This window comes from Kribbella sp. NPDC104740 (assembly GCF_055583505.1).
The window spans coordinates 1,084,601-1,106,917 of the sequence record NZ_JBVJNV010000001.1; the positions used below are offsets into that span (position 1 = coordinate 1,084,601).

The following is a 22,317-nucleotide window of genomic DNA, read 5'->3' on the forward strand; positions in this document are numbered from 1 at the left end:
TATTCAGCCGGTCAGGTGCGCGGTGATCAGCTCGGCACCGCCGGCGAACGCGGTCAGCCGGAAGGCGCTGAGGTCGTCGTGCGGCGCGGAGACGTGGTCGACGAGCGGCTCGTCCGGAGTGAGGTCGGCGAGCCACTGCCGCTCGACCCGCCCCGCGATCTCGTCGATCAGCTGCAGCCGTACGCCGGGCAACGGCGCCGCCACCGCGAGACCGACCGCCAGGCTGCCGCCGTCCGCGGAGAAGTGCATCGCCGCGGTGGCCGTCGCCCAGTGCGCGACACCGATCCGGCGGATCGCGTACGACGGACCGCCCGCCAGCTCGACCCAGCCGGTCTGCAGCGTGGCGTCGTACGTGCTGACGTGCTCGTCGCCCTCGAAGGTGACCAGCGGATCGGCCGGGACCAGCCGCAGCCGCGGCGGCCGCTGGTGCTCGTCCAGCCGCGTCGACGCAGGCGCCGGAGCGCTGGAAGGGGCCATGTCTCGCACGTTAGGAACCCGTCGCTGGGCCGGGAATGGAGTCACAGCGGAACTGTATGGACATTTCTACGATCCCTCCACCCGGGTCCCCGGCGCCCGGCTTGACAACCGCCCGGTGTTCAGGCAATTTTTTCACCGAGCAAAATAATAGTCGATGGGCAGGTAGATGGCGACACTCGATCAGCGGCGTGGATCACCGGCGCACCGGTACGACGCGCGGCTCGCGTGGATCCTGATCGCCCCGGCGGTGCTGGGGTTCGTGGTCTTCGCGGCGTACCCGACGCTGCGCGGCATCTACCTGAGCTTCACCAGCTTCAAGGTGCTGACGCCGGCCCGCTGGACCGGTCTGGCCAACCTGCGGCACCTGGCGCACGACGAGATGTTCTGGAAGTCGCTGCTGGTGACGGTGTACTTCGTCGCGCTGGCGGTGGTGATCGGGTTGTTCTTCTCGGTGCTCACCGCGGTCGTGCTGCACCGGCTCGGCGCCTCGACGGTCGTCCGCGGGCTGATCATCCTGCCGTTCCTGGTCTCCGGCGTCGTCGCCGGCACGGTCTGGTCCTGGATGCTCGACCCGCAGCTGGGCATCGTGAACCTCGCGCTGACCAAGCTGATCGACCACCCGATCCTGTTCCTCGGGTCGCACGGCTGGGCGGTGCCGACGGTCGCGTTCATCAGCGTCTGGAAGTCGATGGGCTACAACGCGATCATCATCTTCGCCGGGCTGCAGACGATCCCGCCGTCGGTCTACGAGGCCGGTCGGCTCGACGGGGCCGGCGAGCTCGCGACGCTGCGGTACCTGACCCTGCCGCTGCTGCGGCCGATCCTCGCGCTGGTCGCGGTGCTCACCGTGATCGGCTCGTTCCAGGTCTTCGACATCGTCCAGGTGACCACCAAGGGCGGCCCGGCCGGCGCGACGAACATGCTGCAGATCTACATCTACGACAAGGCGTTCGGGCAGTTCGACTTCGGCTACGCGGCGACCATGTCGCTGGCGCTGTTCGTCATCCTGCTCGCCATCACGTTCGTCCAGCTGCGGCTGCTGCGGGCCAACGAGTCGGACACGAACTAGGAGCCGTTGGCCATGACGACGCAGACCTCACGCCGCCGCCTTCCGGTCGGCCGGACCTTCGCCTGGCTGTACATCGCGCTGGTGCTGCTGGTGACGATCTTCCCGTTCTACTGGATGCTGCGCACGGCGCTGTCCAACAACCTGAACCTGATCACCGACCCGTCCTCACCGCTCCCGGTGGGCTTCACCTGGGGTGCGTTCGGCCGGGTCCTCGGCTTCTCCTCGCGCGCCGAGGCGCTGGCCCAGGGCGGCTCCGGCGCGGCGATCGACCTCGCGCACTCGGTGCTGAACTCGGTCGTCTACGCGGCGGTCTCGACCGCGCTGATCGTGTTCTTCTCGGTGCTCGCGGCGTACGCCTTCGCCCGGCTGCGGTGGCGCGGCCGGGACGCGGTGTTCGCGGTCCTGCTGACCGCGCTGATGATCCCCGGCATCCTGACGCTGCTGCCGAACTACGTGCTGATCAAGGACCTCGGGCTGCTGAACACCTTCGGCGGGATGATCCTGCCCGGGGCGCTGTTCTCGGCGTTCAACATCTTCTTCCTGCGGCAGTTCATGATCGGGCTCAGCACCGAGGTCGAGGAGGCCGCGATCATCGACGGCGCCGGGCCGGTGCGGATCCTGTTCCGGATCATCCTGCCGATGTCGTCCGGCCCGGTCACGACGCTGTCGATCCTCGGCTTCATCGGTCTGTGGAACGACTACTTCTGGCCGCTGCTGGTCACCACCGACGACAGCGTCCGGCCACTGACCGTGGCGCTGGCCGTCTTCAAGCAGGCCTCACCCCAGTCGATGCCCGACTGGGCCGGCCTGATGGCCGCCACCTTGGTGTCCGCGCTGCCGATGCTGGTGCTGTTCATGGTCTTCGGCCGGCGGATCGTCAACTCCATCCAGTTCGGCGGCATCAAGTAACACCCCCTTCACCCCTGGAGAACCCCATGAAGTCCACACGCTGGGTGGCCGTTGCCGCGGCCGCCGTCCTCACCGCGAGTCTTGCGGCCTGCTCGTCCTCGGACGACGCGGCCGGCGGCGCCGCCACGGTCAACTGGTGGACCTGGGACCCGGTCCAGGCCGAGGCGTACCAGCAGTGCGTCCCGGACTTCCAGGCGAAGAACCCGGACGTGACGGTGAAGATCTCGCAGTACAGCACCGACGACTACTTCACCAAGCTGACCGCCGGGTTCGTCGGCGGCAACGCGCCGGACGGCTTCATGAACAGCGTCCAGTACTTCCCGTCGTACGTCGACCAGGGCCAGCTCGAGCCGCTCGACGACCACGTCGCCGAGGACGGCTTCGACCTGAAGGGCATCACGATCGGCACCGACGCCTGGAAGGGCAAGGACGGCAAGCTGTACGGGCTGCCGATGGACTGGGCCACCTCCGGCATCTACTACAACAAGGCGCTGCTGGCCAAGGCCGGGATCACCGAGGCGCAGGTGCAGTCGATGACCTTCGACCCGAGCGACGGCGGTACGGCGGAGAAGCTCGCGGCGCACCTGACCGTCGACCGCAACGGGGTCCGCGGCGACGCGCCCGGTTTCGACAAGGCGCACGTGGCGGTCTACGGGATCGGCATGCTGGCCGCCAACGACTTCCGCGGGCAGACCTCGTGGTTCCCGTTCGCGGCGGCGACCGGCTGGACGATGGCCGAGCCGGAGTCCTGGCCGACCCAGTTCCAGTACGGCGACCCGCGGTTCGTGAGCACGATGCGCTGGGTCACCTCGATGGTCGACAAGGGGTACTCGCCGAAGCTCGGCACCTTCACCGTGTCCGACAGCGAGCAGCTCGGCAGCGGCAAGGTGGCGATGACCGTGGGAGGATCCTGGGAGGCGGCGACGTTCGCGAAGCTGCCGGGGCTGAAGACGGGGATCGCGCCGTCGCCGCTCGGCAAGGACGGGAAGACCCGCGGGGCCTTCGGCAACGCCAACGGTAATGTCGTGTGGGCCAAGGGCAAGAACAAGGAGGCTACCTGGAAGTGGATCGCTTACCAGGAGTCGGAGGCCTGCCAGACCAAGGCCGCCGCGTACAACGCCTCGTTCTTCCCGTCCAACGGCAAGGCGATGGACGCGCTGGCCGCGTCCGAGCAGGCCAAGGGCGTGGACCTGAGCGTCTTCACCGCGATGGAGAAGGCCGGCCAGATCCAGCTGTCGAAACCGTTCAGCAACGGGACCGCGGTCGAGTCGACGCTGAAGCCGCTGTTCGAGTCGTACTTCACCAGCAACGCCGGCGACGACTTCTGGACCAAGGTGACCGACAAGACCAAGGAGACGCTGGCCGCGCAGGGCTGACGGGACCGACCGGGCGGACCGGGTGACGGCCAAAGAGGTGCGCAAACCGCTCGCGCTGGACTCGCCGACGGCGGTGAACGTGCTGGTCCGGATCCTGACCCGGGGCCCGATCGCGCGGATCGACGTCACCCGGCAGTTGCAGCTGTCCCCCGCGTCGGTGACGAAGGCCGTGACCACGTTGATGGATCACGGCCTCGTCACCCTCGCCGAGGACCGGACGGTTGCGCCGGCCGCGCCCGGCCGGCCCGCCCGCGCGCTGCGGGTGGTGCCGGAAAGCCTGCTGGCGCTGGGGATCGCGGTCCAGCCCGGCCGGCTGGTTGCGACCCTGACCAGCCTGCGTGCCGGCGTTCTGCACCGAACGGAGTACGGCCTGCCGGGCTCCACGCCGGAGACCGTCGCCGTGGCCGTCGGCCGGCTGGTTCGCGGGCTGCGGACCTCGCTCGGCGACGCGATGGCGAACGTCGGCGGCATCGGCGTCGTCCTCGACGGGGTCGTCGGCGACGAACGGGTCCGGTCGGGGCAGCTCGGGTGGCGCGACGTGGCCTTTCCGCAGCGGTTGCGGTCGGAGCTGCCGGACGACGTGGTCGTGGTGGCGAACGACGTCCACGCGCTGGCCCAGGCCGAGGAGTGGTTCGGGTCGGCGATCGGGATGCCGACCTTCGCCGTGGTGTCGGTCGGCGACCGGGTCCGCAGCGCGTTGTTCGCCAACGGTGGCGTCGTCGGCGGGCCGTCCGGTGACGGCGCCCTCGGCCGGATGGTGGTCGGCTCCGCCGAGCTGGACGACGTGGCGTCGACCAGCGCGATCCTCGCTGCCGTCCGTACCGCGGTCGGTGATCCCCGGCTCGGCCGGGACGACGCGCTGGCCCTCGCCCGGGAGAGCGACCCGCGGGTGACTGCCGCCTTGACCGCGGCCGGTACGGCGTTGGGCGAGGCCGCCGGTGCGGTTGCTGCCCTGGCCGGCCCGGAGCTCGTGCTCGTCACGGGCGACTTCGTCACCGACAGCGTGGAGCTGCACACGGCGCTCCGGGCGGCCTTCGCGCACCGGGTCGAGAGGCTCGGCTACAGCTGCGCGCTCGTCGTCCGTTCGCAGGGTCCGGAGGACTTCGCCCGGGCCGGCTCAGCCGCCGTACTCCGGCACCTGATCCAGCACGGACTGGTCAGCCGGGCCTGACCGGCTCCGGTGTGCTGCAAGCGACCGTTTGACCGTGGCGGCTTCCGGCTACCAGAGGGCCGGAAGGGAGTACGACGATGACTGAGCAGCAGGTGGCCCTGGTGAAGCTGGGCTCGACGGACCTGGTTCTGGCCGATCCGGCCGACGACATCCGCGGCCGGACCGTTGTCGACGCGGCCGGGGAGAAGATCGGCAAGGTCGACGGCTTGTTCCTCGACCACGACGAGGCGAAGGTGCGGCTGCTCGAGGTGGTCGACGGCGGGTTCCTCGGGCTCGGCAAGGAGTCCCGGCTGATCCCGGTCGAGCTCGTCGGGTCGGTCGACGAGGACCAGGTGGTGATCGACCGCGACCAGCAGAAGGTCGCCGGCGGTCCGGGCTACGACCCGGAGCTGACCGACTCGCCGGACTACTTCACCGGCGTCTACGAGTACTACGAGATCGGCCCGTTCTGGGCGCCCGGCTCGATCTACCGGCAGCCGCCGTACCAGCACTGAGACAGGCCTCGGCCCGCCGCGTGGCATGGAAAGTCGCGGCGGGCCGAGGTGTTCAGTGAATCAGTCGATCAGGCCACGCACGATCGTGGTCATCCGGTCGACCGGGATCGCGAAACCGATCCCGATGTTGCCCGACCGGCTGGACGTACCGAGCGTCGCGATCGCCGTGTTCACGCCGACCACCTGACCGGCCGCGTTGACCAGCGGGCCGCCGGAGTTGCCCGGGTTGATCGCCGCGTCGGTCTGGATCGCGGTCTGCCGCGCGCCGCTGTCGCCGAACCGGGCCTGGCGGTTCACCGCGCTGACGATCCCGGCCGTCACCGTGCCCTCCAGCCCGAGCGGCGACCCGACGGCGAGCACCGGGTCGCCGACCTTCAGCTCCGCGGACCGGCCGAGCGGGAGCGACCGCAGTCCCGAGCCCGCCGCGTTCCCGGAGACCTGCAGGACCGCCAGGTCGTTGTCCGCGTCGACGCCGATGATCTCGGTGTCCAGCGTCCGCCCGTTCGACAGCACGATCGAGACAGCGCGGGCTCCTTCCACCACGTGCGCGTTCGTCACCACGTGACCTTCGGCATCGATCGCGAAACCGGAGCCGGTGGCCCGGCCGGCCCGGACCGACACCACGCCGGGCAGCACGCTCGCGGCCGCCGACGCGATCGACCCGCCGCCCGCGGCGGCCGACGGAGCCGATGCCTGCGGCAACTGTGCGGTCGCGGCCGGCGGGTTGTCGTCACCCCAGTTCCCGGTCACCGCCCCGGCCAGCCCGCCGGCCAGGATCGACAGCGCGATCCCGGCGGCGAGCGTGCGGCCGGTACGCCGTACGCGAGCAGGTGGAGCCGTCACCCCGGCCTGAGGTGCCGCAGCCGGAGAGGGGGGAGCCGGCGGGGCGGAGGCCGGGGTGACGGGGAACGGGACGCCGGACCGGTCGGCCGGCGGCGGTACGGCGGGCGGCGGGCCGGGCTGGTAGTGCGGCCCGCGGAACGGATGACCCAGATGAGGACTCACAGATGCTCCTTGGTGCTCACGGGAGCCGCGAGAACCACAGCAGCGACGCCAGCCCGGCCAGCAGCGCCGCGGCCAGGGCGATTCCCGCCACCAGGTTGGTGATCTCGCGTTCCTCGGTGGTCCAGCCGATCGACGACTGGAGGTCGGAGTAGACGTCGCGCAGCTCCTGGTCGCTCTCGGCGGCGTAGAAGGAACCGCTGGTCGCCTCGGCCAGCCCCTGCAGGGACTCGGTGTCGGCGGGGACCGGCACCGGCCGGCCTTCGAGGTCGATGGTGCCGTCCGGGGTGCCGTACGCGATCGTCGAGACCGGTACGCCGGCCTGCGTCGCCTCCTGGGCGGCTTCGTCGATCGGGCGCCCGGCGGTGTTGCCGCCGTCGGACAGCAGCACGATCCGGGCCGGCGGCAGGTCCTCGGCGGCCTGGCTGTCCAGCGAGCGAACCGCTTGCAGGCTGGTCAGGACGGCCTCGCCGATCGCCGTGCTGTCGGTCAGCGTGAGCTGCTCGATCGCGTCGACGGTGGCCTGGTGGTTGGTGCTCGGCGGCGCGACCACGGTCGCGGTCCGGGCGAACGAGACCAGGCCGACGTTGAACTGCTCGGGCAGGTCGCGGACGAACTGGGTCGCGGCCTCCTTGGCGACCGAGAACCGGTCGGGGGAGACGTCGGTGGCGGCCATCGAGTTGCTGACGTCCATCGCGACCACGACGGTCGCGCGTTCGCGCGGGACGCGGACGTCGGTGACCGGGCGGGCGATCGCGATCGTCAGCACGACGATCGCGGCCAGGAAGGCGAACGCCGGCGCGTGCCGCCGCCAGCCGGGGCGCTTCGGCGCGACCTTGTCCAGCATCGGCAGCGTCGCGAAGCGGACGGCGTACCGGCTGCGGCGGCGCTGGGCGACCACGTACGCGACGACCAGCGCCGCGGCGACCAGCAGCAGCCACAGCCACAGGGGTTGCTCGAATCTCATCGGGTACCGGTCCTCCCTCGAGGGGTACGGCGGGCCGCGGCCCGCTTCCGGGCGGCGGCGAAGGCGGCGACGTCGCGCACCCAGTCGGTGTCGGTGCGCAGGACGAGGTGCGCGGCACCGGACGCGCGGATCGCCTGCGTGGTCTGTTGCCGGTGCTCCTGCATCGCCTCGGCGTACCGGCGTCGCAGCCGCTTGCTGGACGTCTGGATCTCGCGCCGCTGCCCGGTCTCGGGGTCGACGACCGTCAGCAGACCGACCTCGGGAAGCTCCAGCTCGCGAGGATCGAGCACCTCGACGGCGATCACCTCGTGCCGGGCGCTCAATCTCCTGAGCGCGTCTCCCCAATCAGTACTGTGAAAATCGGAGACCACCACACGGAGACCTGGTCTGGGGTGTTCTCGGTCGAGTCTGGTGACGGCGGTGGCGAGATCTGTCTCCGGATGCTCGCCTGGTGTTGCTCTGGGCAACGACAACAACGTCCGGAAGGTCCGGCGAAGTGCGGCCGATCCACCGGCGGCGGGGATCCTGTGGACCTGGTTGCCCAGGGCCACCCGGACGCCGAGGGTGTTGCCGGGCCGGTCGGCCAGCAGACCGACCGCTCCGACCACCGCGATCGCGAGGTCGCGCTTCTCGCTCAGCGCCGTACCGAAGTCCATGCTGGCCGACGCGTCGATCAGCGCCCAGGTCTCCAGCTCGCGCTCGGCCAGCGGCGCCCGGACGTGCGGTTCGAGCGAGCGGGCGGTGACGTTCCAGTCCATCCGCCGGACGTCGTCCTGCCCGGCCTGGTAGGGCCGCGCCTCGTTCGGCTCGCTGCCCGGACCGCTGCGCAACCCGGTGATCTCGCCGTGCACGAAGCCTTCCAGCTTCCGCTTGACGGACAGTTCCAGCGACCGCAGCGCCCGCTCCCGCCCGGCCAGCAGGTCGGGAGCAGGCTCCGGTGATCGGCTGGTCATGCCGCGCCACTCACGTCGTAGCCCGGCGCGGTGTTGATCCCGGGCCCGTCGTCCGCCGGTACGACGTGCGGCTGCTCGACCGCGTGCAGCACCCGCGACACCACCGCGCGCGGGTCGACCCCGTCCGCGAGCGCGTCGAAGGTCAGCACCAGCCGGTGCGCCATCACGTCGTGTGCGACGTCGTACACGTCGGCCGGCAGCACGTAGTCCCGCCCGCGCAGCAGCGCCAGCGCCCGCCCGGCTGCGACCAGCCCAAGGGTCGCCCGCGGGCTCACCCCGAACTCCAGCACGCCGCCGAGATCGTTGATCCCGTACTGCTGCGGCTGCCGCGTCGCGTGCACCAGCCGTACGACGTACTCGGCGACGGCGTTGTGCACGAAGACGTCCTCGGTGGCCTCCTGCAGCTCACGGACCAGGTCGGGCGTCAGTACGGCGTTCGCGTGCGGCCGGTGCGAGCTCATCCGCTGCAGGATCGTGAGCTCCTCCAGCGGCGTCGGGTAGTCGACGGTGATCTTCAGCAGGAACCGGTCCCGCTGTGCCTCCGGCAGCGCGTAGACGCCCTCGGACTCGATCGGGTTCTGGGTGGCCAGCACCAGGAACGGCTCCGGCAGCGGGTAGCTGACGCCGCCGATGCTGACCTGCTGCTCGGCCATCGCCTCCAGCAGCGCCGACTGGACCTTGGCCGGGGCCCGGTTGATCTCGTCGGCCAGCACCAGGTGCGCGAAGACCGGACCGAGCTCGGTGTCGAACCCCTCCGCCGACGGCCGCCAGATCCGGGTCCCGACGATGTCACCGGGGACCAGGTCGGGGGTGAACTGCAGCCGGGCGAACCGGCCGCCGATCACCTCCGCCAGCGTCCGGACGGCGAGCGTCTTCGCGACGCCGGGAACACCTTCGAGCAGGCAGTGACCGCGGGCCAGCAGGCCCACCATCATCCGCTCCACCAGGTGGTCCTGGCCGACCACGACCCGCTTCACCTCGAAGAGGGCCCGCTCGAGTACTGCGGTCATGCGTTGCCCTGGGGGTTGGCCTGGCTCTGCTCAGGCTGCGACGGCTGGGCCTGGCCGCCGCTCTTCTCGGGGCAGTCCTTGCCGTCGCGCGGCTGGGCGCTGTTGCCCTGGCCGGGACCCGTGCTCGGATCGGCCGACGGGGTGGTCGCGCCGTCCTCGACGGTCACGTACCCCTGCGACGGCGCCGGGTCGTTGCCGGCGGCGTACGCGAAACCACCGACGCCGAGGGCCGCGACGGCGACCGCGCTGCCGAGCAGGACACGCTTTCCGGGGAAGTTCATCTGGCACTCCTTTGATCGGATCGTGCGACCAATTCATCACCCGGCCACGAAAACGGCCGGAAAGCGGAGCGAAAGCGCACCGAAAGCGCATCCCTGAGCACGCCGCGACCGCCGCTACGGTTGGGCTGTGCGACTACTGGTGGTGGAGGACGAAGAAGGCCTGGTCAGCGCGCTGCGCTCGGGACTCGGCCGGGCCGGCTACGCCGTCGACACGGCGCTGACCGGCGCCGAGGCGGTCGAGAAGCTCGCGACCACGGCGTACGACCTGGCGATCCTGGACATCACGCTGCCGGACACCAACGGTCTCGACCTGTGCCGGGCGGTCCGCCGCGGCGAGATCGAGGTCGCGTCCGGGCGCGAGCTGCGGGTGCTGATGCTGACCGCGCGCGCCTCGCTGGCCGACCGGGTCCGCGGCCTCGACGAGGGCGCCGACGACTACCTGACCAAGCCGTTCGCGCTGGTCGAGCTGCTGGCGCGCATCCGCGCCCTGCTGCGGCGCGACGTGACGAACGGGTCGACCCAGTTGCACGTCGGCGACCTGGTGCTGGACTCGGCGCGGCACCTGGCGACCAGGGCCGGGCGCGAGCTTCCGCTGACGCTGAAGGAGTTCGGCGTACTGCGATACCTGATGTCGCGGCCGGGCCACGTGGTGTCGGCCGAGGAGCTGCTCGAGCACGTCTGGGACGAGAACGCCGACCCGTTCACGCAGAGCGTCCGCGTGACCGTCGGAACCCTGCGGCGCAAGCTCACCCAGGAGGGCGAGGATCCCTTGCTGGAAACGGTGATCGGCCGGGGCTACCGGCTCAGAGGTGAGACATGAAGATTCCGCAGTCGCTGCCCAGCTGGGCGCAGACGATCCGGTTCCGGCTCACGGTGACGTACTCCGCGGTGCTGATCGCGCTGTCGGCGCTGCTGCTCGGCGGCCTGTACTTCGCGCTGTCGGCGTACCTGGATCCCAAGCCGCTGGACCCGATCACGGTCAAGAAGGTCACCTACGAGCACGACGGGGAGATCAAGCTCAAGCCCGGTTACGTCATCCAGGCCGCGGAGATCTCCAGCATCCAGTCGGCGGTGAACTACCAGACCCTGCAGACGATGCGGAACTACTCGGCGGCGGGGATGGGCGTGCTGTTCCTGGTCAGCCTCGGGACCGGGTGGTGGCTGTCCGGGCGCGCGCTGCGGCCGGTCCGGGCGATCACCGCGACCGCGCAGGACATCTCGGCGACCGACCTGTCCCGCCGGATCGCGCTGGACGGGCCGCGCGACGAGCTGCGCAACCTGGCCGACACGGTCGACGACATGCTGGTCCGGCTGGAGTCGGCGTTCGTCGCGCAACGGCAGCTCGTCGACGACGCGTCGCACGAGCTGCGCAACCCGCTCGCGGTGATCCAGGCCAACGTCGACGCTGTCCTGGCCCATGACGACACGCCCCCGGAGGACCGCGCGCAGGCGACCGCGATCGTCTCCCGGGCGATCCAGCGGATGACACGGCTGGTCGAGGACCTGCTCGCGTCCGCGCGGCGCTCGTCGCCGGCGTTCGTCGACGCCGACGTGGATCTGGCCGGGATCGCGGGGGAGGCCGCCGAGGAGTACGCGCTGCTCGCCGCGGACCGCGAGATCCGGCTCGTACGACGGCTGTCGCCGGGGCCGATCGCGGCTGGTGACGCCTCGGCGTTGCGCCGAGCCGTCGACAATCTTCTCTCCAACGCAGTTCGCCTCGCCCGCGGCGGCAGCGAGCTCGTCCTGGCCGTCGGCAGCCGCAACGGCTGGGCCTGGATCGCCGTCCGCGACGAAGGCCCCGGTATCGCCGAGGAAGACGCCGACCGCGTCTTCGACCGTTTCTTCCGCTCCGGCCAACGCCAGTCGCCCGCCACCGTGCCCTCCACCGGCCAGCGCCGAGCCGGCCTCGGCCTGGCCATCGTCCGGCAGATCGTCGAGTCGCACGGGGGATCGGTCTCGCTGTACTCCGAGGTCGGGGTCGGCAGCACGTTCGTGCTGTGGCTGCCGGAACGCTCGCTGACCAACGACACCCGGCGGGCGCCGACGCCGCCGGCGGAGGAGGACCCGCTCGGGCCGCGGGCCTGACGTATTGGGCTGAGGGTCTGAAGTACTGGCTGCGGGGCTGAAGCGGGCGTTTGGCTGTGGACGAACCTCTCCCCGGGGAAGCCGATCCGGCTTAGGCTTTGGGCTCGCCCCCAACAGAGGAGCCGTCATGCGCCGGTTCGTTGCCAGTGTTGTCGCCGTGCTCGTCGCGGCCCTGATCGGAACGTCGCTGACGCCTGCTGCCGCAGCGCCCGTGGACGACGTCGCGGCCCGGCTCGCGACCATCCCGGGCCTGCGGATCGAGAGCAGCAGCGTGGTCAGCGGGAAGCCGTTCTTCGTGCTGAAGTACACGCAGCCCGCCGACCACCGGAAACCGAACGGTGAGAAGTTCGAGCAGCGGATCACCCTGTGGCACCGGGATTTCGCCCGCCCGACCGTCCTGCACACCACCGGGTACGGCGGGGTCGGCGGCGCGTTCACCGCCGAGCCGACCCGGCTCGTCGACGGCAACCAGCTGAACGTCGAGCAGCGCTTCTTCAACTCCTCGACGCCCGCGAGCCAGGACTGGTCGAAGCTGAACATCTGGCAGGCCGCGAGCGACCACCACCGGATCGTCCAGGCGTTCAAGAAGGCCCTGTACGCCGGGAAATGGGTCTCGACCGGTGCCTCCAAGGGCGGCATGACGTCGGTGTACCACCGCCGGTTCTACCCGAACGACGTCGACGCCACCGTCGCGTACGTCGCGCCGCAGGACGTGTTCAACAAGGCCGACACGTACGTCGCGTTCATCCAGCAGGCCGGGACTGACCCGGCGTGCAACACCGCCCTGCGCAACATGCAGCGCAACACCCTGCTCCGCCGTCCCGCGATGCTGGCTAAGCTGAAGGAGTACGCCGCGGCGAACGGCCTGACCTACGAGAGCACGTTCGGCTCGGCCGACCGCGCGCTCGAGGCTGCGGTCCTGGACACCCCGTTCGCGTTCTGGCAGTACAGCACCCAGGCGAGCTGCCCGTCCGTCCCCGGTACGGCGGCCGCCACCGACCAGCAGCTGTTCGACTTCATCGACCAGATCTCCGGCTGGTCCTTCTACTCCGACGAGGGCACGGCCGGCTTCCTGCCGTACTACTTCCAGGCCACCCAGCAGCTGAACTGGCCCGACGTCGCCTCGAAGACCACCTGGCTCAAGGGCCTGCTGCACTACCGCGAGGCGGGCGACGCACCGGCCGCCGTACCGGACGCGATCGAGCCGCGGCACGAGCCGTTCGCGATGCTCGACGTGGACCTGTGGCTGAAGACGCAGGGCCGGCGGATGCTGTTCGTGTACGGCGAGAACGACCCGTGGAGCGCGGAGAAGTTCGCGCCCGGGCCAGGCACGCGCGACTCGCACTGGTACACGCAGCCCGGCGGCAACCACGGCTCGAACATCAGCGGCCTGCCGGCCGCGCAGCGCACCGAGGCGACCTCGATCCTGCAGAAGTGGATGGGCGTCACGGCCCAGCCGGTGACCCAGCAGACGACGATCGACCCGGGCGCCCGTCAGTTCAAGGCCCGCTGACACCTGACAGGCCTCACCGACAACCTTTCAAGTACCGGCCCCCGATCGGTGGCCGGTACTTGAAAGGTCTACCCGCAGACGACCCTCGACTGCAGGGCGGGCGTGTCCGCCGGTCAGCGGATGGTGAGACGCTGGGCGACTTCCTTGCGGGCTTGGTGGATGCGCGCTTTGACCGTGCCGAGCGGGACCTGGAGCTCCTCCGCGATCTCGGCGTACGTCAGCGCGCCCAGGTCGCGCAGTACGAGCGGTTGAACGAGCTGCGGGTGGTTCGACTCGAGCTGCTCCAGCGCCTCCAGCAGGTCGAGACGCGAACCGGCGATCACCGACGTCGTCCGCGGGTCCACCGACTCCGGCAGGACCTCCGCCGACTGCTCGACCGACCGCCGCTTCAGCGTCCGGTAGGTCTGCCGGGCCTGGTTCGTGGCGACGATCGTCAGCCAGCCCGCGAACGTGCCGGTCCCCTTGAACGTGTGGATCTTGGTGGCGACCGTCAGCAGCGTGTCCTGCGCGGCCTCCTCGGCGTCCTCCCGGAACGGCAGGAACTTGGCCACCCGCCGCTGCACCTGCGGCCGGATCGCCTGCAGCAGCTCCGGCAGCGCGGCCTCGTCCCCACCCGCGGCCCGCACCGCCAACGCCTCCAACTCGTCGTTCATGCTCCCCCAGGGGTGTTCGCCATGATCCTCTCTGTCACCGACAATAGTCTCGATGGATGCCATCGGGAGGTACCGCCTGCAGTCGAAGATCGGCGCGGGTGCCTTCGCGACGGTCTGGCGCGGGTACGACGACGACCTGGACGTCGACGTCGCGGTGAAGGTGCTGGCCGACAACTGGGCGTCCCGGGCCGACGTCCGCGAGCGGTTCCTGTCCGAGGCGCGGCTGATGCGGCGGATCGCCAGCGACCGCGTGGTCCGCGTCTTCGACCTCGGCGCCCTCGACGACGGCCGGCCGTACTTCGTCATGGACTACGTGAGCGGCGGGACGCTGGCCGACGTACTGGCCGCCGGCCCGCTCGACCCCGCCGACGCGCTGTGGTGGGGCGCCGATCTCGCGCACGCCGTCGCGGCGCTGCATGCGGAGGGTGTGGTGCACCGGGACATCACCCCGGCGAACTTGCTGCTGCGGCCTTCGGGCGGGGGCTCGGACGGTTCGGCGGACGGCTACGCGCGTGGGAGCGAGTCCGGCGGTGGGACGCACCGGATCGTGCTCGCGGACCTGGGGTTGGCGAAGCGGGCCGCAGAGGCGTCCGGGCTGACGGAGGCGGTCGGTACGCCGTCGTACATGGCCCCCGAGCAGGGGCGAGGTGACGGTGGCTTCGACGAGCGGGCTGACGTGTACGCCGTCGGCGCGGTCACGTACGCGCTGCTGACCGGGCGCGCGCCGTTCGTGGCCTCATCGATCACCGATGTCGTCGGCCGCGACCCCGACCAGGACCCGCCGAGCCTGCAGCCGCTGCTGCACGACGCGGTCGGCCAGGTCGACGAGCTGCTGAGGCGCGCGCTGGCCTACCGCGTCGGCGACCGCTGGGCGCAGGCGCACACGCTCGCCGAACGCCTGGAAGCGGAGGCCTACCGGTTGGAGCAGGAGGCGCCGCTGCTCGCGTCCTTGCGTACGACGGTCGGCCAGCAGGATGAGATCAACACAACCCTTGGTAGTTCGTCTGAGGTTCCTGTTGCACCTCGCCGCCGAGGCAGGTTCCTCAGAGGTCTTCTGCTGGTGGTGCTCGTGCCCGTCGTCTTCGCGGCCGCCGCCGTGGGCGCCTGGTACCTGGCCGGACGCTGACGCTCACTGGCTGAGACGGCAGGCGCCAACCCGGCAGATGGCTGCTTAGAGTAATCGTATGACTACTCTGCGGAAGTTTCTGGCTCCCGTGATGGTTATGGGACTCGTCCTGGTACCCCTCCCCGCCTCAGCCGCGGGCTCGGCGGTCAGCTACGCCTGCCGGGCCGACACCAAGTTCGGCCAGCATCAACTCTCGCTCCGCCAGGGCGCCGAGGCCAAGGCGCCCACCGTCGTCCGGCCCGGCGCGCACTTCTACGTCGTGGTCGACCTGAAGCCCGGCTCGCTCCCCGGCGAGGTGAAGGGCTTCAAGCTGAAGGAGGTCCGCGACCTCTCGTTGCGGATCCCGATCCCGGCCAACGCGCAGTACGTGTCGGCCTGGCTCTCCGGCGGCTCCGGGCTCAACTCGACCCCGAGCATCCAGGCCGCTGGTGGGGTCGCCACGCTGCGCGTCGCCGGCCCGATCGCCGGCGGGGCGTCGTACAAGCTGCCGCAGCTCACCGTGCACCTGAAGGCCGGGCGATCGGGGGTCGTCGAGACGAAGCTGCAGGGCTCGAGCTTCGACAACCCCGGGCTCGATCTCCAGGCGACGATCAAGTGGAAGTTCGTCACGATCAAGTCCCCGGTGAAGTGCTACCCCGACCCCAATCCGGCGCTCACCCGCACGGAGATCCGCTGAGGCGGCCCGCTGCCGGACCGGCGGCTAGTACGTCACGGTGATCCGGCCCGCTGCCGGATCCAGCTCGGCCAACCCGCCGTACGGAAGGACCTGCTGCGGATCCGTGTGCCCGATGTCCAGCCCGCTCACGAACACCGCATCCTCGTTGTACGCCGCGACCGTGCTGCGCGCGACGTCGTACTGCTCGGCAACGAACGCCTCCGACTCCTCGCGCGACAGCTGATGACCGAGCTCCCACGCCTTCGGCCGCGCCCACAGCACCGCCTCGAACCGCTCCAGCAACCCACGCTCGCCCAGGTTCCGCAGAATCCGATGAACCTGAGTCGCCGACGGCATCTCCTCACTCGTCTCCAGGAACAGCACCCCGGAGTACTGATCGCTCGGCAACATCCACCGCCCCACCGCGAGCTGCCAGTCGAGGATCTCCAAGCACCCACCCCACAGCCGTCCACTCACCGGCGTTGATGGTCCAGACCACTGCCACCCGGTCCCCGGCGACAACTCCGGCGCGGACTCGAACGTCGCCGGATCACCCCAGTCCCGATCGCGATCGGTCCACCCTGCCGCGGCCGTCAGCTCGAACGCCCCCGACGAAAAGATTGCCGCACGCATCGATTTTTCGGTGTCCGGGTGCATTGCTCCACCCCGCCCGAGCTGCACCATCACACTGCCGCCGTGAAACGCCGGAATGCCCAACGAGTAAAGGAAGTTCAGCAGGTTCGTGTTGTCGGAGTACCCGAAGAACGGCTTCGGATCAGCCCGGAACACCTCCGGATCGAGATGCTTCAGCACCGTGATCTGGTCATCCCCGCCGATACTCGCGAACACCGCCCGAATCGACGGATCCGCCCAAGCCGCCTGCAGATCCGCGGCCCGCTCGACCGCCGAGCTCCCCATCCTCCGGGTCGTCGGATACTCCACGGGCTCCAGCCCGAACCCGCGAAGCCGCTCGAGCCCCAGCTCGTACGGCGCCGGAAACAGCCCCGGCAACCCGCTCGACGGAGAGACCACGGCAACCCGATCCCCAGGTTTCGGCTTCGCAGCAAAGATCATGCGCTGACCTTAAAGCGCCGTCCAGCTTCACCGCACCGCAGTTACCGGATGGACTTGTCCGAAACCCTTCCCGCGCACGGCCGTGGGGGCATAGGTTGCAGCATGGCGAGTGGCGGGTACGACCCGGCGATCTTCGAGAAGCTCTTCGCACTGGAGGCCAACAGCTTCTGGTACCGCGGGCGCAGCGACCTGATCAACTGGGCGCTGGACAAGTACTTCCCGCACGCCCGCTCGTTCCTCGAGCTCGGTTGCGGGAACGCGTACGTGCTCGACCGGGTGCGCCAGCTCCACCCCGACTGGCACCTCGTCGGCACCGAGCTGTTCGAGGAGGGCCTGGTCAACGCGCGCGTCCGGATGCCCGCCGGCATCGAACTGCGGCAGCTCGACGCGACGCAGAACCCGTACGAGAAGGAGTTCGACGTCGCGGGCGCCTTCGACGTGATCGAGCACGTCGAGGAGGCCCCCGCGGTACTGAAGGGCATGTTCCAGGCGGTCCGCCCCGGCGGCGGTGTCCTGATCACCGTCCCCCAGCACCAGTGGCTGTGGAGCGCCGCCGACGTCGCCGCCCACCACGTCAAGCGCTACACCCGCCGCGACCTCACCCAGGAGCTCCAGGACGCCGGCTTCGAGCCGGTCAGGATCACGTCCTTCGTCTCCGTTCTGCTCCCCGCGATGATGGCCGCCCGCCTCACGAAGAAACAGTCCGCCGACGTAGAAGGCGAACTAGGCATGGCGGCCCCACTCAACGCCGTTTGCTACAAGGCGATGCAGCTGGAGAACGTGCTGATCAAAGCAGGACTGCCGTTGCCGGCGGGCGGGTCGCTGCTAGCCGTTGCGCGTCGGCCCGACTGACGCCGCCATCTGCCCTTCCTTGTTGAGTTTACAAGGGAGGGCCTGCGCGGCCGGGGCTTTGTCCACAACCCCGGCCGTTGGTGGTCAGACCCCGATCGGGTGCCAGACCGTCTTCAGTTCCAGGTACTGCGTCAGGCGCGACAGGCCCGGAGACTCCTGCCAGTCCTCTTCCGCGGGGCGGCGGACTCGCTTGAGGTTTTCGGCGCTCGCCGCCTCGAGGTCGCGGGCCTCTTCGGGGTCCTCGATGCCGCAGAGGTCGATGGCGTTGACGTCCAGGTGGGACGCGAGCCACGGGCCGATCTCCGACGCCGAGCCGGTGAGGATGTTGACCACCCCGCCCGGTACGTCGGACGTGGCCATCACCTCGCCGAGGGTGATCGCGGGGATCGGGCGCTCGTACGACGTGACGACGACCGCGGTGTTGCCGGAGACGATCGCCGGCGCGAGGACGCTGGTCAGGCCCAGCAGGCTGGAGTCCTGCGGCGCCAGCAGCGCGACGACACCTGTTGCCTCGGGCACCGAGAAGTCGAAGTACGGGCCGGCCACCGGGTTGCTGGAGCCGACGACCTGGGCGAGTTTGTCGGCCCAGCCGGCGTACCAGACCCAGCGGTCGATGGCGGCGTCGACGAGCGGGCGGGCCTTGGCGACCGAGACCCCTTCGGCGGCGGCGACCTCGGCGCTGAACTGGTCGTGCCGGCCCTCCATCACCTCGGCGATCCGGTACAGCACCTGACCGCGGTTGTACGCCGTCCGCCCGGACCAGCCGCCGAACGCCTTGCGGGCCGCGACGACCGCGTCCCGGGCGTCCTTGCGGGAGGCCTGCGAGGCGTTGGCGAGGAACTTGCCCTTGGCATCGTTCACCACGTACGACCGGCCCGACTCGCTGCGCGGGAAGGCGCCGCCGACGTACAGCTTGTAGGTCTTGCGCACGTCCAGCCGCGCGTCGGACTTAGTGGGCAAGGTAGGCCTCCAGACCGTGGCGGCCGCCCTCGCGGCCGTAGCCCGACTCCTTGTACCCGCCGAACGGCGAGGACGGGTCGAAGCGGTTGAACGTGTTCGCCCAGACCACGCCGGCGCGCAGCTGGTCGGCCATCCACAGGATCCGGGAGCCCTTGTCGGTCCAGACGCCCGCGGACAGCCCGAACGGCGTGTTGTTGGCCTTCTCGACGGCCTCGGCCGGGGTGCGGAAGGTGAGCACCGACAGCACCGGCCCGAAGATCTCCTCGCGGGCGATCCGGTGTGCCTGGGAGACGCCGGTGAAGACGGTCGGCGGGAACCAGAACCCCTGCGTGGGCAGCTCGCACTCGGGCGACCAGCGCTCGGCGCCTTCGTCCTCGCCGATCTGCGACAGCTCGCGGATCCGGGCCAGCTGCTCGGCGGAGTTGATCGCGCCGATGTCGGTGTTCTTGTCCAGCGGGTCGCCGACCCGCAGCGTGCCCATCCGGCGCTTCAGCCGGGCCAGGACCTCGTCGTACACGCTCTCCTGGACGAGCAGCCGCGAACCGGCGCAGCAGACGTGGCCCTGGTTGAAGAAGATGCCGTTGACGATGCCCTCGACGGTCTGGTCGATCGGCGCGTCCTCGAAGACGATGTTGGCGGCCTTGCCGCCGAGCTCCAGCGTCACCTTCTTGTCGGTGCCCGCCACCGAGCGGGCGATCGCCCGCCCGACCGCGGTCGAGCCGGTGAACGCGACCTTGTCGACGCCCTCGTGCTCGACCAGCGCCTGCCCGGTCCGGCCGGCGCCGGTGATGATGTTCACCACGCCCGGCGGCAGGTCGGCCTGCTGGCAGATCTCCGCGAACGCCAGCGCCGTCAGCGGGGTCGTCTCAGCCGGCTTCAGTACGACGGTGTTGCCGGCCGCGAGCGCCGGCGCGATCTTCCAGGCCAGCATCATCAGCGGGAAGTTCCACGGGATCACCTGCGCGGCGACACCGAGCGGCCGCGGGTCGGCGCCGGCCCCGGCGTACTCGAGCTTGTCGGCCCAGCCGGCGTAGTAGAAGAAGTGCGCGGCCACCAGCGGCAGGTCGACGTCGCGGGACTCGCGGATCGGCTTGCCGTTGTCCAGCGACTCCAGCACGGCCAGCTCGCGGGACCGCTCCTGGATCAGCCGGGCGATCCGGAACAGGTACTTCGCGCGGTCGCGGCCCGCCATCGGGCCCCAGACCTTCTCGTACGCGCGCCGGGCGGCGCGGACGGCCTTGTCGACGTCGGCCGGGCCGGCCTCGCTGACCTCGGCCAGCACCTCCTCCGACGCCGGGCTGACGGTCTTGAACGGCTTGCCGTCGGTCGCCTCGGTGAAGGCGCCGTTGACGAACAACCCGTACGACGACTTGATGTCGACGATCGCGCGCGACTCCGGCGCGGGGGCGTACTCGAATCTGCTCATGCCTCAGTCCAGCGTGAAGTAGTCGGGGCCGGGGTAGTGCCCGGTGGCCAGCTTGGTGCGTTGCATCAGCAGGTCGTTCAGCAGGCTGGACGCCCCGAAGCGGAACAGCTCCGGGTCCAGCCAGTCCGGTCCGGCCGTCTCGTTGACGGTGACCAGGTACTTGATCGCGTCCTTCGCCGTCCGGATACCACCCGCCGGCTTGACGCCGATGTGCAGCCCGGTCGCCTCGTGGTAGTCGCGGACCGCCTCCAGCATCACCAGCGTCACCGGCAGCGTCGCCGCCGGGGAGACCTTGCCGGTGGAGGTCTTGATGAAGTCGGCGCCGGCCAGCATCGCCAGCCAGGACGCGCGCCGTACGTTGTCGTAGGTGACCAGCTCGCCGGTCTCCAGGATCACCTTCAGGTGCGCGTCGCCGGCCGCCTCGCGGATCGCGGCGATCTCGTCGAAGACCAGCCCGTACCGGCCGGACAGGAACGCACCGCGGTCGATCACCATGTCGACCTCGTCGGCACCGGAGGCGACCGCGTCCTTGGTGTCCTGGATCTTGATCGCCAGGCTGGACCGGCCGCTCGGGAAGGCCGTCGCGACGCTGGCGACGTTGATCCCGGAGCCCTTCAGCTCGTACTTCGCGGTGGCGACCAGGTCGGGGTAGACGCAGACCGCGGCGACCTGCGGCGCGGTCGGGTCGGCCGGGTCGGGGCGGCGCGCCTTCGCGCACAGCGCCCGGACCTTGCCCGGGGTGTCCTGGCCCTCCAGCGTGGTCAGGTCGATCATCTGGATCGCCAGGTCGAGCGCGTACGCCTTCGCGGTGGTCTTGATCGACCGGGTGCTCAGCGTCGCCGCCCGCGCCTCGGCGCCGACCTGGTCGACACCCGGCAGACCGAGCAGGAACCGGCGCAACCGGTCCTCGGACGAGGTCACGTCGGCGAGGCTGTCCACCCCTGCGCCGGGGGAGCTGTCGGTAGTCGTCACCTCTCCGAGTCTAGGGCTTACCTCTGACACCTGTGTGGTCGCAGGTCTTACTCAGAATTTGTAAGTACCTGAGCTCGGACGCCAGCCGTCGGGCGGGTCCTCGCCGGTCCGGCCGTCGACGGCTTCGCGGAGCAGGTCGGCGTGGCCGGTGTGCCGGCCGTACTCCTCCACCTGGTCGAACAGCAGGCGGCGCAGACTCGCATGCCGGCCGTCCGGCCACGAGACGTGCGCGTCCTGGTCGAGCCCGCCGTTCGCCAGCGCCTCCGCGACGACCTGACGCGATCGTGCGACGGCGTCGTCCCAGAGCGCGTACAGCTGCTCGGGCGAGTCCTGCGCCGCGGTCTCGAACTCCCAGTCGTCGCCGTCCGGGGCCAGTTCCTCCCACGGCGACCCGACCTTGCCGCCCTGGAGTTTGACCCGGGTCGTGTAGTCCTCGTGCAGCGCCAGGTGCTTCAGCAGCCCGCCGAGGCTCAGCGAGGACTTGCCGATCCGCTGGTTCAGGCCCTCGGAGTCCAGGCCGTCGGCCTTGAACCGGAACGTCGTCCGGAGCCGGTTCAGCGCGCCGAGCAGGTGCTCGACCTCGGTACCGGCGATCGGCGGCTCCCACGGGGTGTCGCTGTCGTGTTCGCTCATGCACAGCACGCTAACGCCGTACCCGGACGATCCCCGTCCGTGTAGCCTCCGCTCGTTCGGCTGGGCCCGAGCGGCTACCTTGTCCGGGTGAAACCGAAGGTGTCCGAGAACGAGCAGTACCTGTCCCAGTCGAACCGCATCACCGGCGTCGTGGTGATGGTGATCGGCCTGGCCGGGCTGCTCGACATCGTGCTGGAGTGGCGGACGACGGGCGGTCTGCTGGTCGCCGCGCTGATCGGCCTGCTGATGGTCGTCGCGTACGTCGGCCTGGTGCGTCCCTCGGTCACGCTGCGTCCCGACGGCCTGCTGATCCGCAACCACATCCGCGACCACCACGTCCCGTGGCACCGGATCGAGGACGCCGACGTCACCGACATCCTGCGCGTGCACACCAGCGCCGGCCGGATCCGCTGCCCCGGCGTCCAGCTGGTGATGAAGGACCTGCGCAAGAGCCGCGTCGGCGGCCGCAAGCTCGGCGCCGAGAACTCGATCAGCCGCGCCGAGTTCGTCGTCGACCGGATCGACAACCACCGCGAGCGGCACGCCGCCACCGCCGAGGGCGAGGTCGTCACGACCTGGGCCGTCCCGGAACTGGCGATCGCCGGCGTACTGGTGGTCGTTGCGGTGATCGCCCAGATCCTCCGCTAGAACTCGCGCGG

Annotated in this window: 24 protein-coding genes; 12 read left to right on the top strand and 12 right to left on the bottom strand. The window is 70.3% G+C overall.

The genetic code is table 11. The annotated features are described in order from the left end of the window. Nucleotides 1–3: 3 nt before the first annotated feature. Nucleotides 4–477 carry a hypothetical protein gene (locus ACZ6Z4_RS05130; RefSeq protein WP_465558302.1) on the bottom strand — a complete coding sequence of 158 codons (474 nt, stop codon included), beginning with the start codon at nucleotides 475–477 and terminating at the stop codon, nucleotides 4–6. A gap of 166 nt (nucleotides 478–643) precedes the next feature. Here ACZ6Z4_RS05130 and ACZ6Z4_RS05135 point away from each other — a divergent pair, with 166 nt between their 5' ends. The 5 genes from ACZ6Z4_RS05135 (at nucleotide 644) to ACZ6Z4_RS05155 (ending at nucleotide 5,496) form a co-directional block, all read left to right on the top strand. After that, entirely contained in the window at nucleotides 644–1,546 is a 903-nt protein-coding gene (locus ACZ6Z4_RS05135) for a carbohydrate ABC transporter permease (protein WP_465558304.1), read from the top strand. A 12-nt stretch (nucleotides 1,547–1,558) separates the two neighbouring features. Next, the gene (locus ACZ6Z4_RS05140; RefSeq protein WP_465558306.1) at nucleotides 1,559–2,455 is read left to right on the top strand and encodes a carbohydrate ABC transporter permease; all 897 of its coding nucleotides are present in this window, start codon (nucleotides 1,559–1,561) and stop codon (nucleotides 2,453–2,455) included. Between the two features lie 26 nt (nucleotides 2,456–2,481). After that, complete coding sequence (locus ACZ6Z4_RS05145; RefSeq protein ID WP_465558308.1) at nucleotides 2,482–3,831, top strand: ABC transporter substrate-binding protein; 1,350 nt, start codon at nucleotides 2,482–2,484, stop codon at nucleotides 3,829–3,831. Between the two features lie 37 nt (nucleotides 3,832–3,868). Then, nucleotides 3,869–5,002: an ROK family protein gene (locus ACZ6Z4_RS05150; RefSeq protein ID WP_465558310.1), complete on the top strand. Its 1,134-nt coding sequence runs from the start codon at nucleotides 3,869–3,871 to the stop codon at nucleotides 5,000–5,002. A 77-nt stretch (nucleotides 5,003–5,079) separates the two neighbouring features. Then, on the top strand, nucleotides 5,080–5,496 hold the full coding sequence (locus tag ACZ6Z4_RS05155; protein ID WP_465558312.1) for a PRC-barrel domain-containing protein: 417 nt from the start codon (nucleotides 5,080–5,082) through the stop codon (nucleotides 5,494–5,496). A gap of 60 nt (nucleotides 5,497–5,556) precedes the next feature. On the opposite strand, the gene ACZ6Z4_RS05160 is transcribed toward ACZ6Z4_RS05155, so the two are convergent. The 5 genes from ACZ6Z4_RS05160 to ACZ6Z4_RS05180 are packed head-to-tail and all read right to left on the bottom strand — an operon-like array spanning nucleotide 5,557 to nucleotide 9,709. Next, nucleotides 5,557–6,501: a S1C family serine protease gene (locus tag ACZ6Z4_RS05160; protein WP_465558314.1), complete on the bottom strand. Its 945-nt coding sequence runs from the start codon at nucleotides 6,499–6,501 to the stop codon at nucleotides 5,557–5,559. Nucleotides 6,502–6,517: 16 nt separating this feature from the next. Then, nucleotides 6,518–7,465, bottom strand: a complete 948-nt coding sequence (locus ACZ6Z4_RS05165; RefSeq protein ID WP_465558316.1) for a VWA domain-containing protein — start codon at nucleotides 7,463–7,465, stop codon at nucleotides 6,518–6,520. Beyond that, nucleotides 7,462–8,418 carry a DUF58 domain-containing protein gene (locus tag ACZ6Z4_RS05170; RefSeq protein WP_465558318.1) on the bottom strand — a complete coding sequence of 319 codons (957 nt, stop codon included), beginning with the start codon at nucleotides 8,416–8,418 and terminating at the stop codon, nucleotides 7,462–7,464. The genes ACZ6Z4_RS05165 and ACZ6Z4_RS05170 overlap by 4 nt, the downstream gene beginning before the upstream one ends. Continuing rightward, nucleotides 8,415–9,428 carry an AAA family ATPase gene (locus tag ACZ6Z4_RS05175; protein ID WP_465558320.1) on the bottom strand — a complete coding sequence of 338 codons (1,014 nt, stop codon included), beginning with the start codon at nucleotides 9,426–9,428 and terminating at the stop codon, nucleotides 8,415–8,417. Before ACZ6Z4_RS05175 ends, ACZ6Z4_RS05170 begins: the two co-directional genes overlap by 4 nt. Beyond that, nucleotides 9,425–9,709, bottom strand: coding sequence for a hypothetical protein (locus ACZ6Z4_RS05180; RefSeq protein WP_465558322.1), 285 nt, complete (start codon nucleotides 9,707–9,709; stop codon nucleotides 9,425–9,427). The genes ACZ6Z4_RS05175 and ACZ6Z4_RS05180 overlap by 4 nt, the downstream gene beginning before the upstream one ends. 127 nt (nucleotides 9,710–9,836) lie before the next feature. Between ACZ6Z4_RS05180 and ACZ6Z4_RS05185 the strand changes: the two genes are divergently transcribed. From ACZ6Z4_RS05185 to ACZ6Z4_RS05195, 3 genes are all read left to right on the top strand, one after another. Continuing rightward, entirely contained in the window at nucleotides 9,837–10,529 is a 693-nt protein-coding gene (locus ACZ6Z4_RS05185; protein ID WP_184803563.1) for a response regulator, read from the top strand. Continuing rightward, nucleotides 10,526–11,794: a sensor histidine kinase gene (locus ACZ6Z4_RS05190; RefSeq protein ID WP_465558324.1), complete on the top strand. Its 1,269-nt coding sequence runs from the start codon at nucleotides 10,526–10,528 to the stop codon at nucleotides 11,792–11,794. Before ACZ6Z4_RS05185 ends, ACZ6Z4_RS05190 begins: the two co-directional genes overlap by 4 nt. A gap of 127 nt (nucleotides 11,795–11,921) precedes the next feature. After that, on the top strand, nucleotides 11,922–13,307 hold the full coding sequence (locus ACZ6Z4_RS05195; protein WP_465558326.1) for a S28 family serine protease: 1,386 nt from the start codon (nucleotides 11,922–11,924) through the stop codon (nucleotides 13,305–13,307). Between the two features lie 113 nt (nucleotides 13,308–13,420). Here ACZ6Z4_RS05195 and ACZ6Z4_RS05200 read toward each other — a convergent pair whose 3' ends face one another. Next, nucleotides 13,421–13,960, bottom strand: a complete 540-nt coding sequence (locus tag ACZ6Z4_RS05200; RefSeq protein ID WP_363666378.1) for an RNA polymerase sigma factor — start codon at nucleotides 13,958–13,960, stop codon at nucleotides 13,421–13,423. 52 nt (nucleotides 13,961–14,012) lie between these two features. Between ACZ6Z4_RS05200 and ACZ6Z4_RS05205 the strand changes: the two genes are divergently transcribed. Both ACZ6Z4_RS05205 and ACZ6Z4_RS05210 read left to right on the top strand, forming a co-directional pair. Beyond that, nucleotides 14,013–15,086 (top strand): serine/threonine-protein kinase, encoded by a 1,074-nt coding sequence (locus ACZ6Z4_RS05205; RefSeq protein ID WP_465558329.1) that lies wholly within the window; start codon nucleotides 14,013–14,015, stop codon nucleotides 15,084–15,086. Nucleotides 15,087–15,183: 97 nt separating this feature from the next. Further along, a complete protein-coding gene (locus ACZ6Z4_RS05210) occupies nucleotides 15,184–15,762 on the top strand; it encodes a hypothetical protein (protein ID WP_465558331.1) in 579 nt (192 codons plus the stop codon). Nucleotides 15,763–15,786: 24 nt separating this feature from the next. Here ACZ6Z4_RS05210 and ACZ6Z4_RS05215 read toward each other — a convergent pair whose 3' ends face one another. Next, nucleotides 15,787–16,815, bottom strand: a complete 1,029-nt coding sequence (locus tag ACZ6Z4_RS05215) for a S66 family peptidase (RefSeq protein WP_465558333.1) — start codon at nucleotides 16,813–16,815, stop codon at nucleotides 15,787–15,789. Between the two features lie 102 nt (nucleotides 16,816–16,917). Here ACZ6Z4_RS05215 and ACZ6Z4_RS05220 point away from each other — a divergent pair, with 102 nt between their 5' ends. Then, on the top strand, nucleotides 16,918–17,667 hold the full coding sequence (locus ACZ6Z4_RS05220) for a class I SAM-dependent methyltransferase (protein WP_465558335.1): 750 nt from the start codon (nucleotides 16,918–16,920) through the stop codon (nucleotides 17,665–17,667). Nucleotides 17,668–17,751: 84 nt separating this feature from the next. Here ACZ6Z4_RS05220 and ACZ6Z4_RS05225 read toward each other — a convergent pair whose 3' ends face one another. Genes ACZ6Z4_RS05225 through ACZ6Z4_RS05240 form a run of 4 tightly spaced genes read right to left on the bottom strand, consistent with a single transcriptional unit; the run spans nucleotide 17,752 to nucleotide 21,658 of the window. Further along, nucleotides 17,752–18,627 carry an aldehyde dehydrogenase family protein gene (locus tag ACZ6Z4_RS05225; protein WP_465558337.1) on the bottom strand — a complete coding sequence of 292 codons (876 nt, stop codon included), beginning with the start codon at nucleotides 18,625–18,627 and terminating at the stop codon, nucleotides 17,752–17,754. Further along, complete coding sequence (locus ACZ6Z4_RS05230) at nucleotides 18,617–20,053, bottom strand: aldehyde dehydrogenase family protein (protein ID WP_465558339.1); 1,437 nt, start codon at nucleotides 20,051–20,053, stop codon at nucleotides 18,617–18,619. Before ACZ6Z4_RS05230 ends, ACZ6Z4_RS05225 begins: the two co-directional genes overlap by 11 nt. Before the next feature lie 3 nt (nucleotides 20,054–20,056). Then, complete coding sequence (deoC, locus tag ACZ6Z4_RS05235) at nucleotides 20,057–21,025, bottom strand: deoxyribose-phosphate aldolase (protein ID WP_465558341.1); 969 nt, start codon at nucleotides 21,023–21,025, stop codon at nucleotides 20,057–20,059. Between the two features lie 51 nt (nucleotides 21,026–21,076). Next, nucleotides 21,077–21,658, bottom strand: a complete 582-nt coding sequence (locus ACZ6Z4_RS05240) for a mycothiol transferase (protein ID WP_465558343.1) — start codon at nucleotides 21,656–21,658, stop codon at nucleotides 21,077–21,079. Nucleotides 21,659–21,745: 87 nt separating this feature from the next. Between ACZ6Z4_RS05240 and ACZ6Z4_RS05245 the strand changes: the two genes are divergently transcribed. Next, nucleotides 21,746–22,306, top strand: coding sequence for a PH domain-containing protein (locus ACZ6Z4_RS05245; protein WP_465558345.1), 561 nt, complete (start codon nucleotides 21,746–21,748; stop codon nucleotides 22,304–22,306). Nucleotides 22,307–22,317 lie beyond the last annotated feature (11 nt).

Excerpts from the sequence above, each read along its gene's own strand:
- ACZ6Z4_RS05130 (WP_465558302.1), bottom strand. The coding sequence starts at position 477 with ATGGCCCCTTCCAGCGCTCCGGCGCCTGCGTCGACGCGGCTGGACGAG.
- ACZ6Z4_RS05135 (WP_465558304.1), top strand. The coding sequence starts at position 644 with ATGGCGACACTCGATCAGCGGCGTGGATCACCGGCGCACCGGTACGAC.
- ACZ6Z4_RS05140 (WP_465558306.1), top strand. The coding sequence starts at position 1,559 with ATGACGACGCAGACCTCACGCCGCCGCCTTCCGGTCGGCCGGACCTTC.
- ACZ6Z4_RS05145 (WP_465558308.1), top strand. The coding sequence starts at position 2,482 with ATGAAGTCCACACGCTGGGTGGCCGTTGCCGCGGCCGCCGTCCTCACC.
- ACZ6Z4_RS05155 (WP_465558312.1), top strand. The coding sequence starts at position 5,080 with ATGACTGAGCAGCAGGTGGCCCTGGTGAAGCTGGGCTCGACGGACCTG.
- ACZ6Z4_RS05165 (WP_465558316.1), bottom strand. The coding sequence starts at position 7,465 with ATGAGATTCGAGCAACCCCTGTGGCTGTGGCTGCTGCTGGTCGCCGCG.
- ACZ6Z4_RS05170 (WP_465558318.1), bottom strand. The coding sequence starts at position 8,418 with ATGACCAGCCGATCACCGGAGCCTGCTCCCGACCTGCTGGCCGGGCGG.
- ACZ6Z4_RS05175 (WP_465558320.1), bottom strand. The coding sequence starts at position 9,428 with ATGACCGCAGTACTCGAGCGGGCCCTCTTCGAGGTGAAGCGGGTCGTG.
- ACZ6Z4_RS05180 (WP_465558322.1), bottom strand. The coding sequence starts at position 9,709 with ATGAACTTCCCCGGAAAGCGTGTCCTGCTCGGCAGCGCGGTCGCCGTC.
- ACZ6Z4_RS05190 (WP_465558324.1), top strand. The coding sequence starts at position 10,526 with ATGAAGATTCCGCAGTCGCTGCCCAGCTGGGCGCAGACGATCCGGTTC.
- ACZ6Z4_RS05195 (WP_465558326.1), top strand. The coding sequence starts at position 11,922 with ATGCGCCGGTTCGTTGCCAGTGTTGTCGCCGTGCTCGTCGCGGCCCTG.
- ACZ6Z4_RS05200 (WP_363666378.1), bottom strand. The coding sequence starts at position 13,960 with ATGAACGACGAGTTGGAGGCGTTGGCGGTGCGGGCCGCGGGTGGGGAC.
- ACZ6Z4_RS05205 (WP_465558329.1), top strand. The coding sequence starts at position 14,013 with ATGGATGCCATCGGGAGGTACCGCCTGCAGTCGAAGATCGGCGCGGGT.
- ACZ6Z4_RS05210 (WP_465558331.1), top strand. The coding sequence starts at position 15,184 with ATGGGACTCGTCCTGGTACCCCTCCCCGCCTCAGCCGCGGGCTCGGCG.
- ACZ6Z4_RS05215 (WP_465558333.1), bottom strand. The coding sequence starts at position 16,815 with ATGATCTTTGCTGCGAAGCCGAAACCTGGGGATCGGGTTGCCGTGGTC.
- ACZ6Z4_RS05220 (WP_465558335.1), top strand. The coding sequence starts at position 16,918 with ATGGCGAGTGGCGGGTACGACCCGGCGATCTTCGAGAAGCTCTTCGCA.
- ACZ6Z4_RS05230 (WP_465558339.1), bottom strand. The coding sequence starts at position 20,053 with ATGAGCAGATTCGAGTACGCCCCCGCGCCGGAGTCGCGCGCGATCGTC.
- ACZ6Z4_RS05240 (WP_465558343.1), bottom strand. The coding sequence starts at position 21,658 with ATGAGCGAACACGACAGCGACACCCCGTGGGAGCCGCCGATCGCCGGT.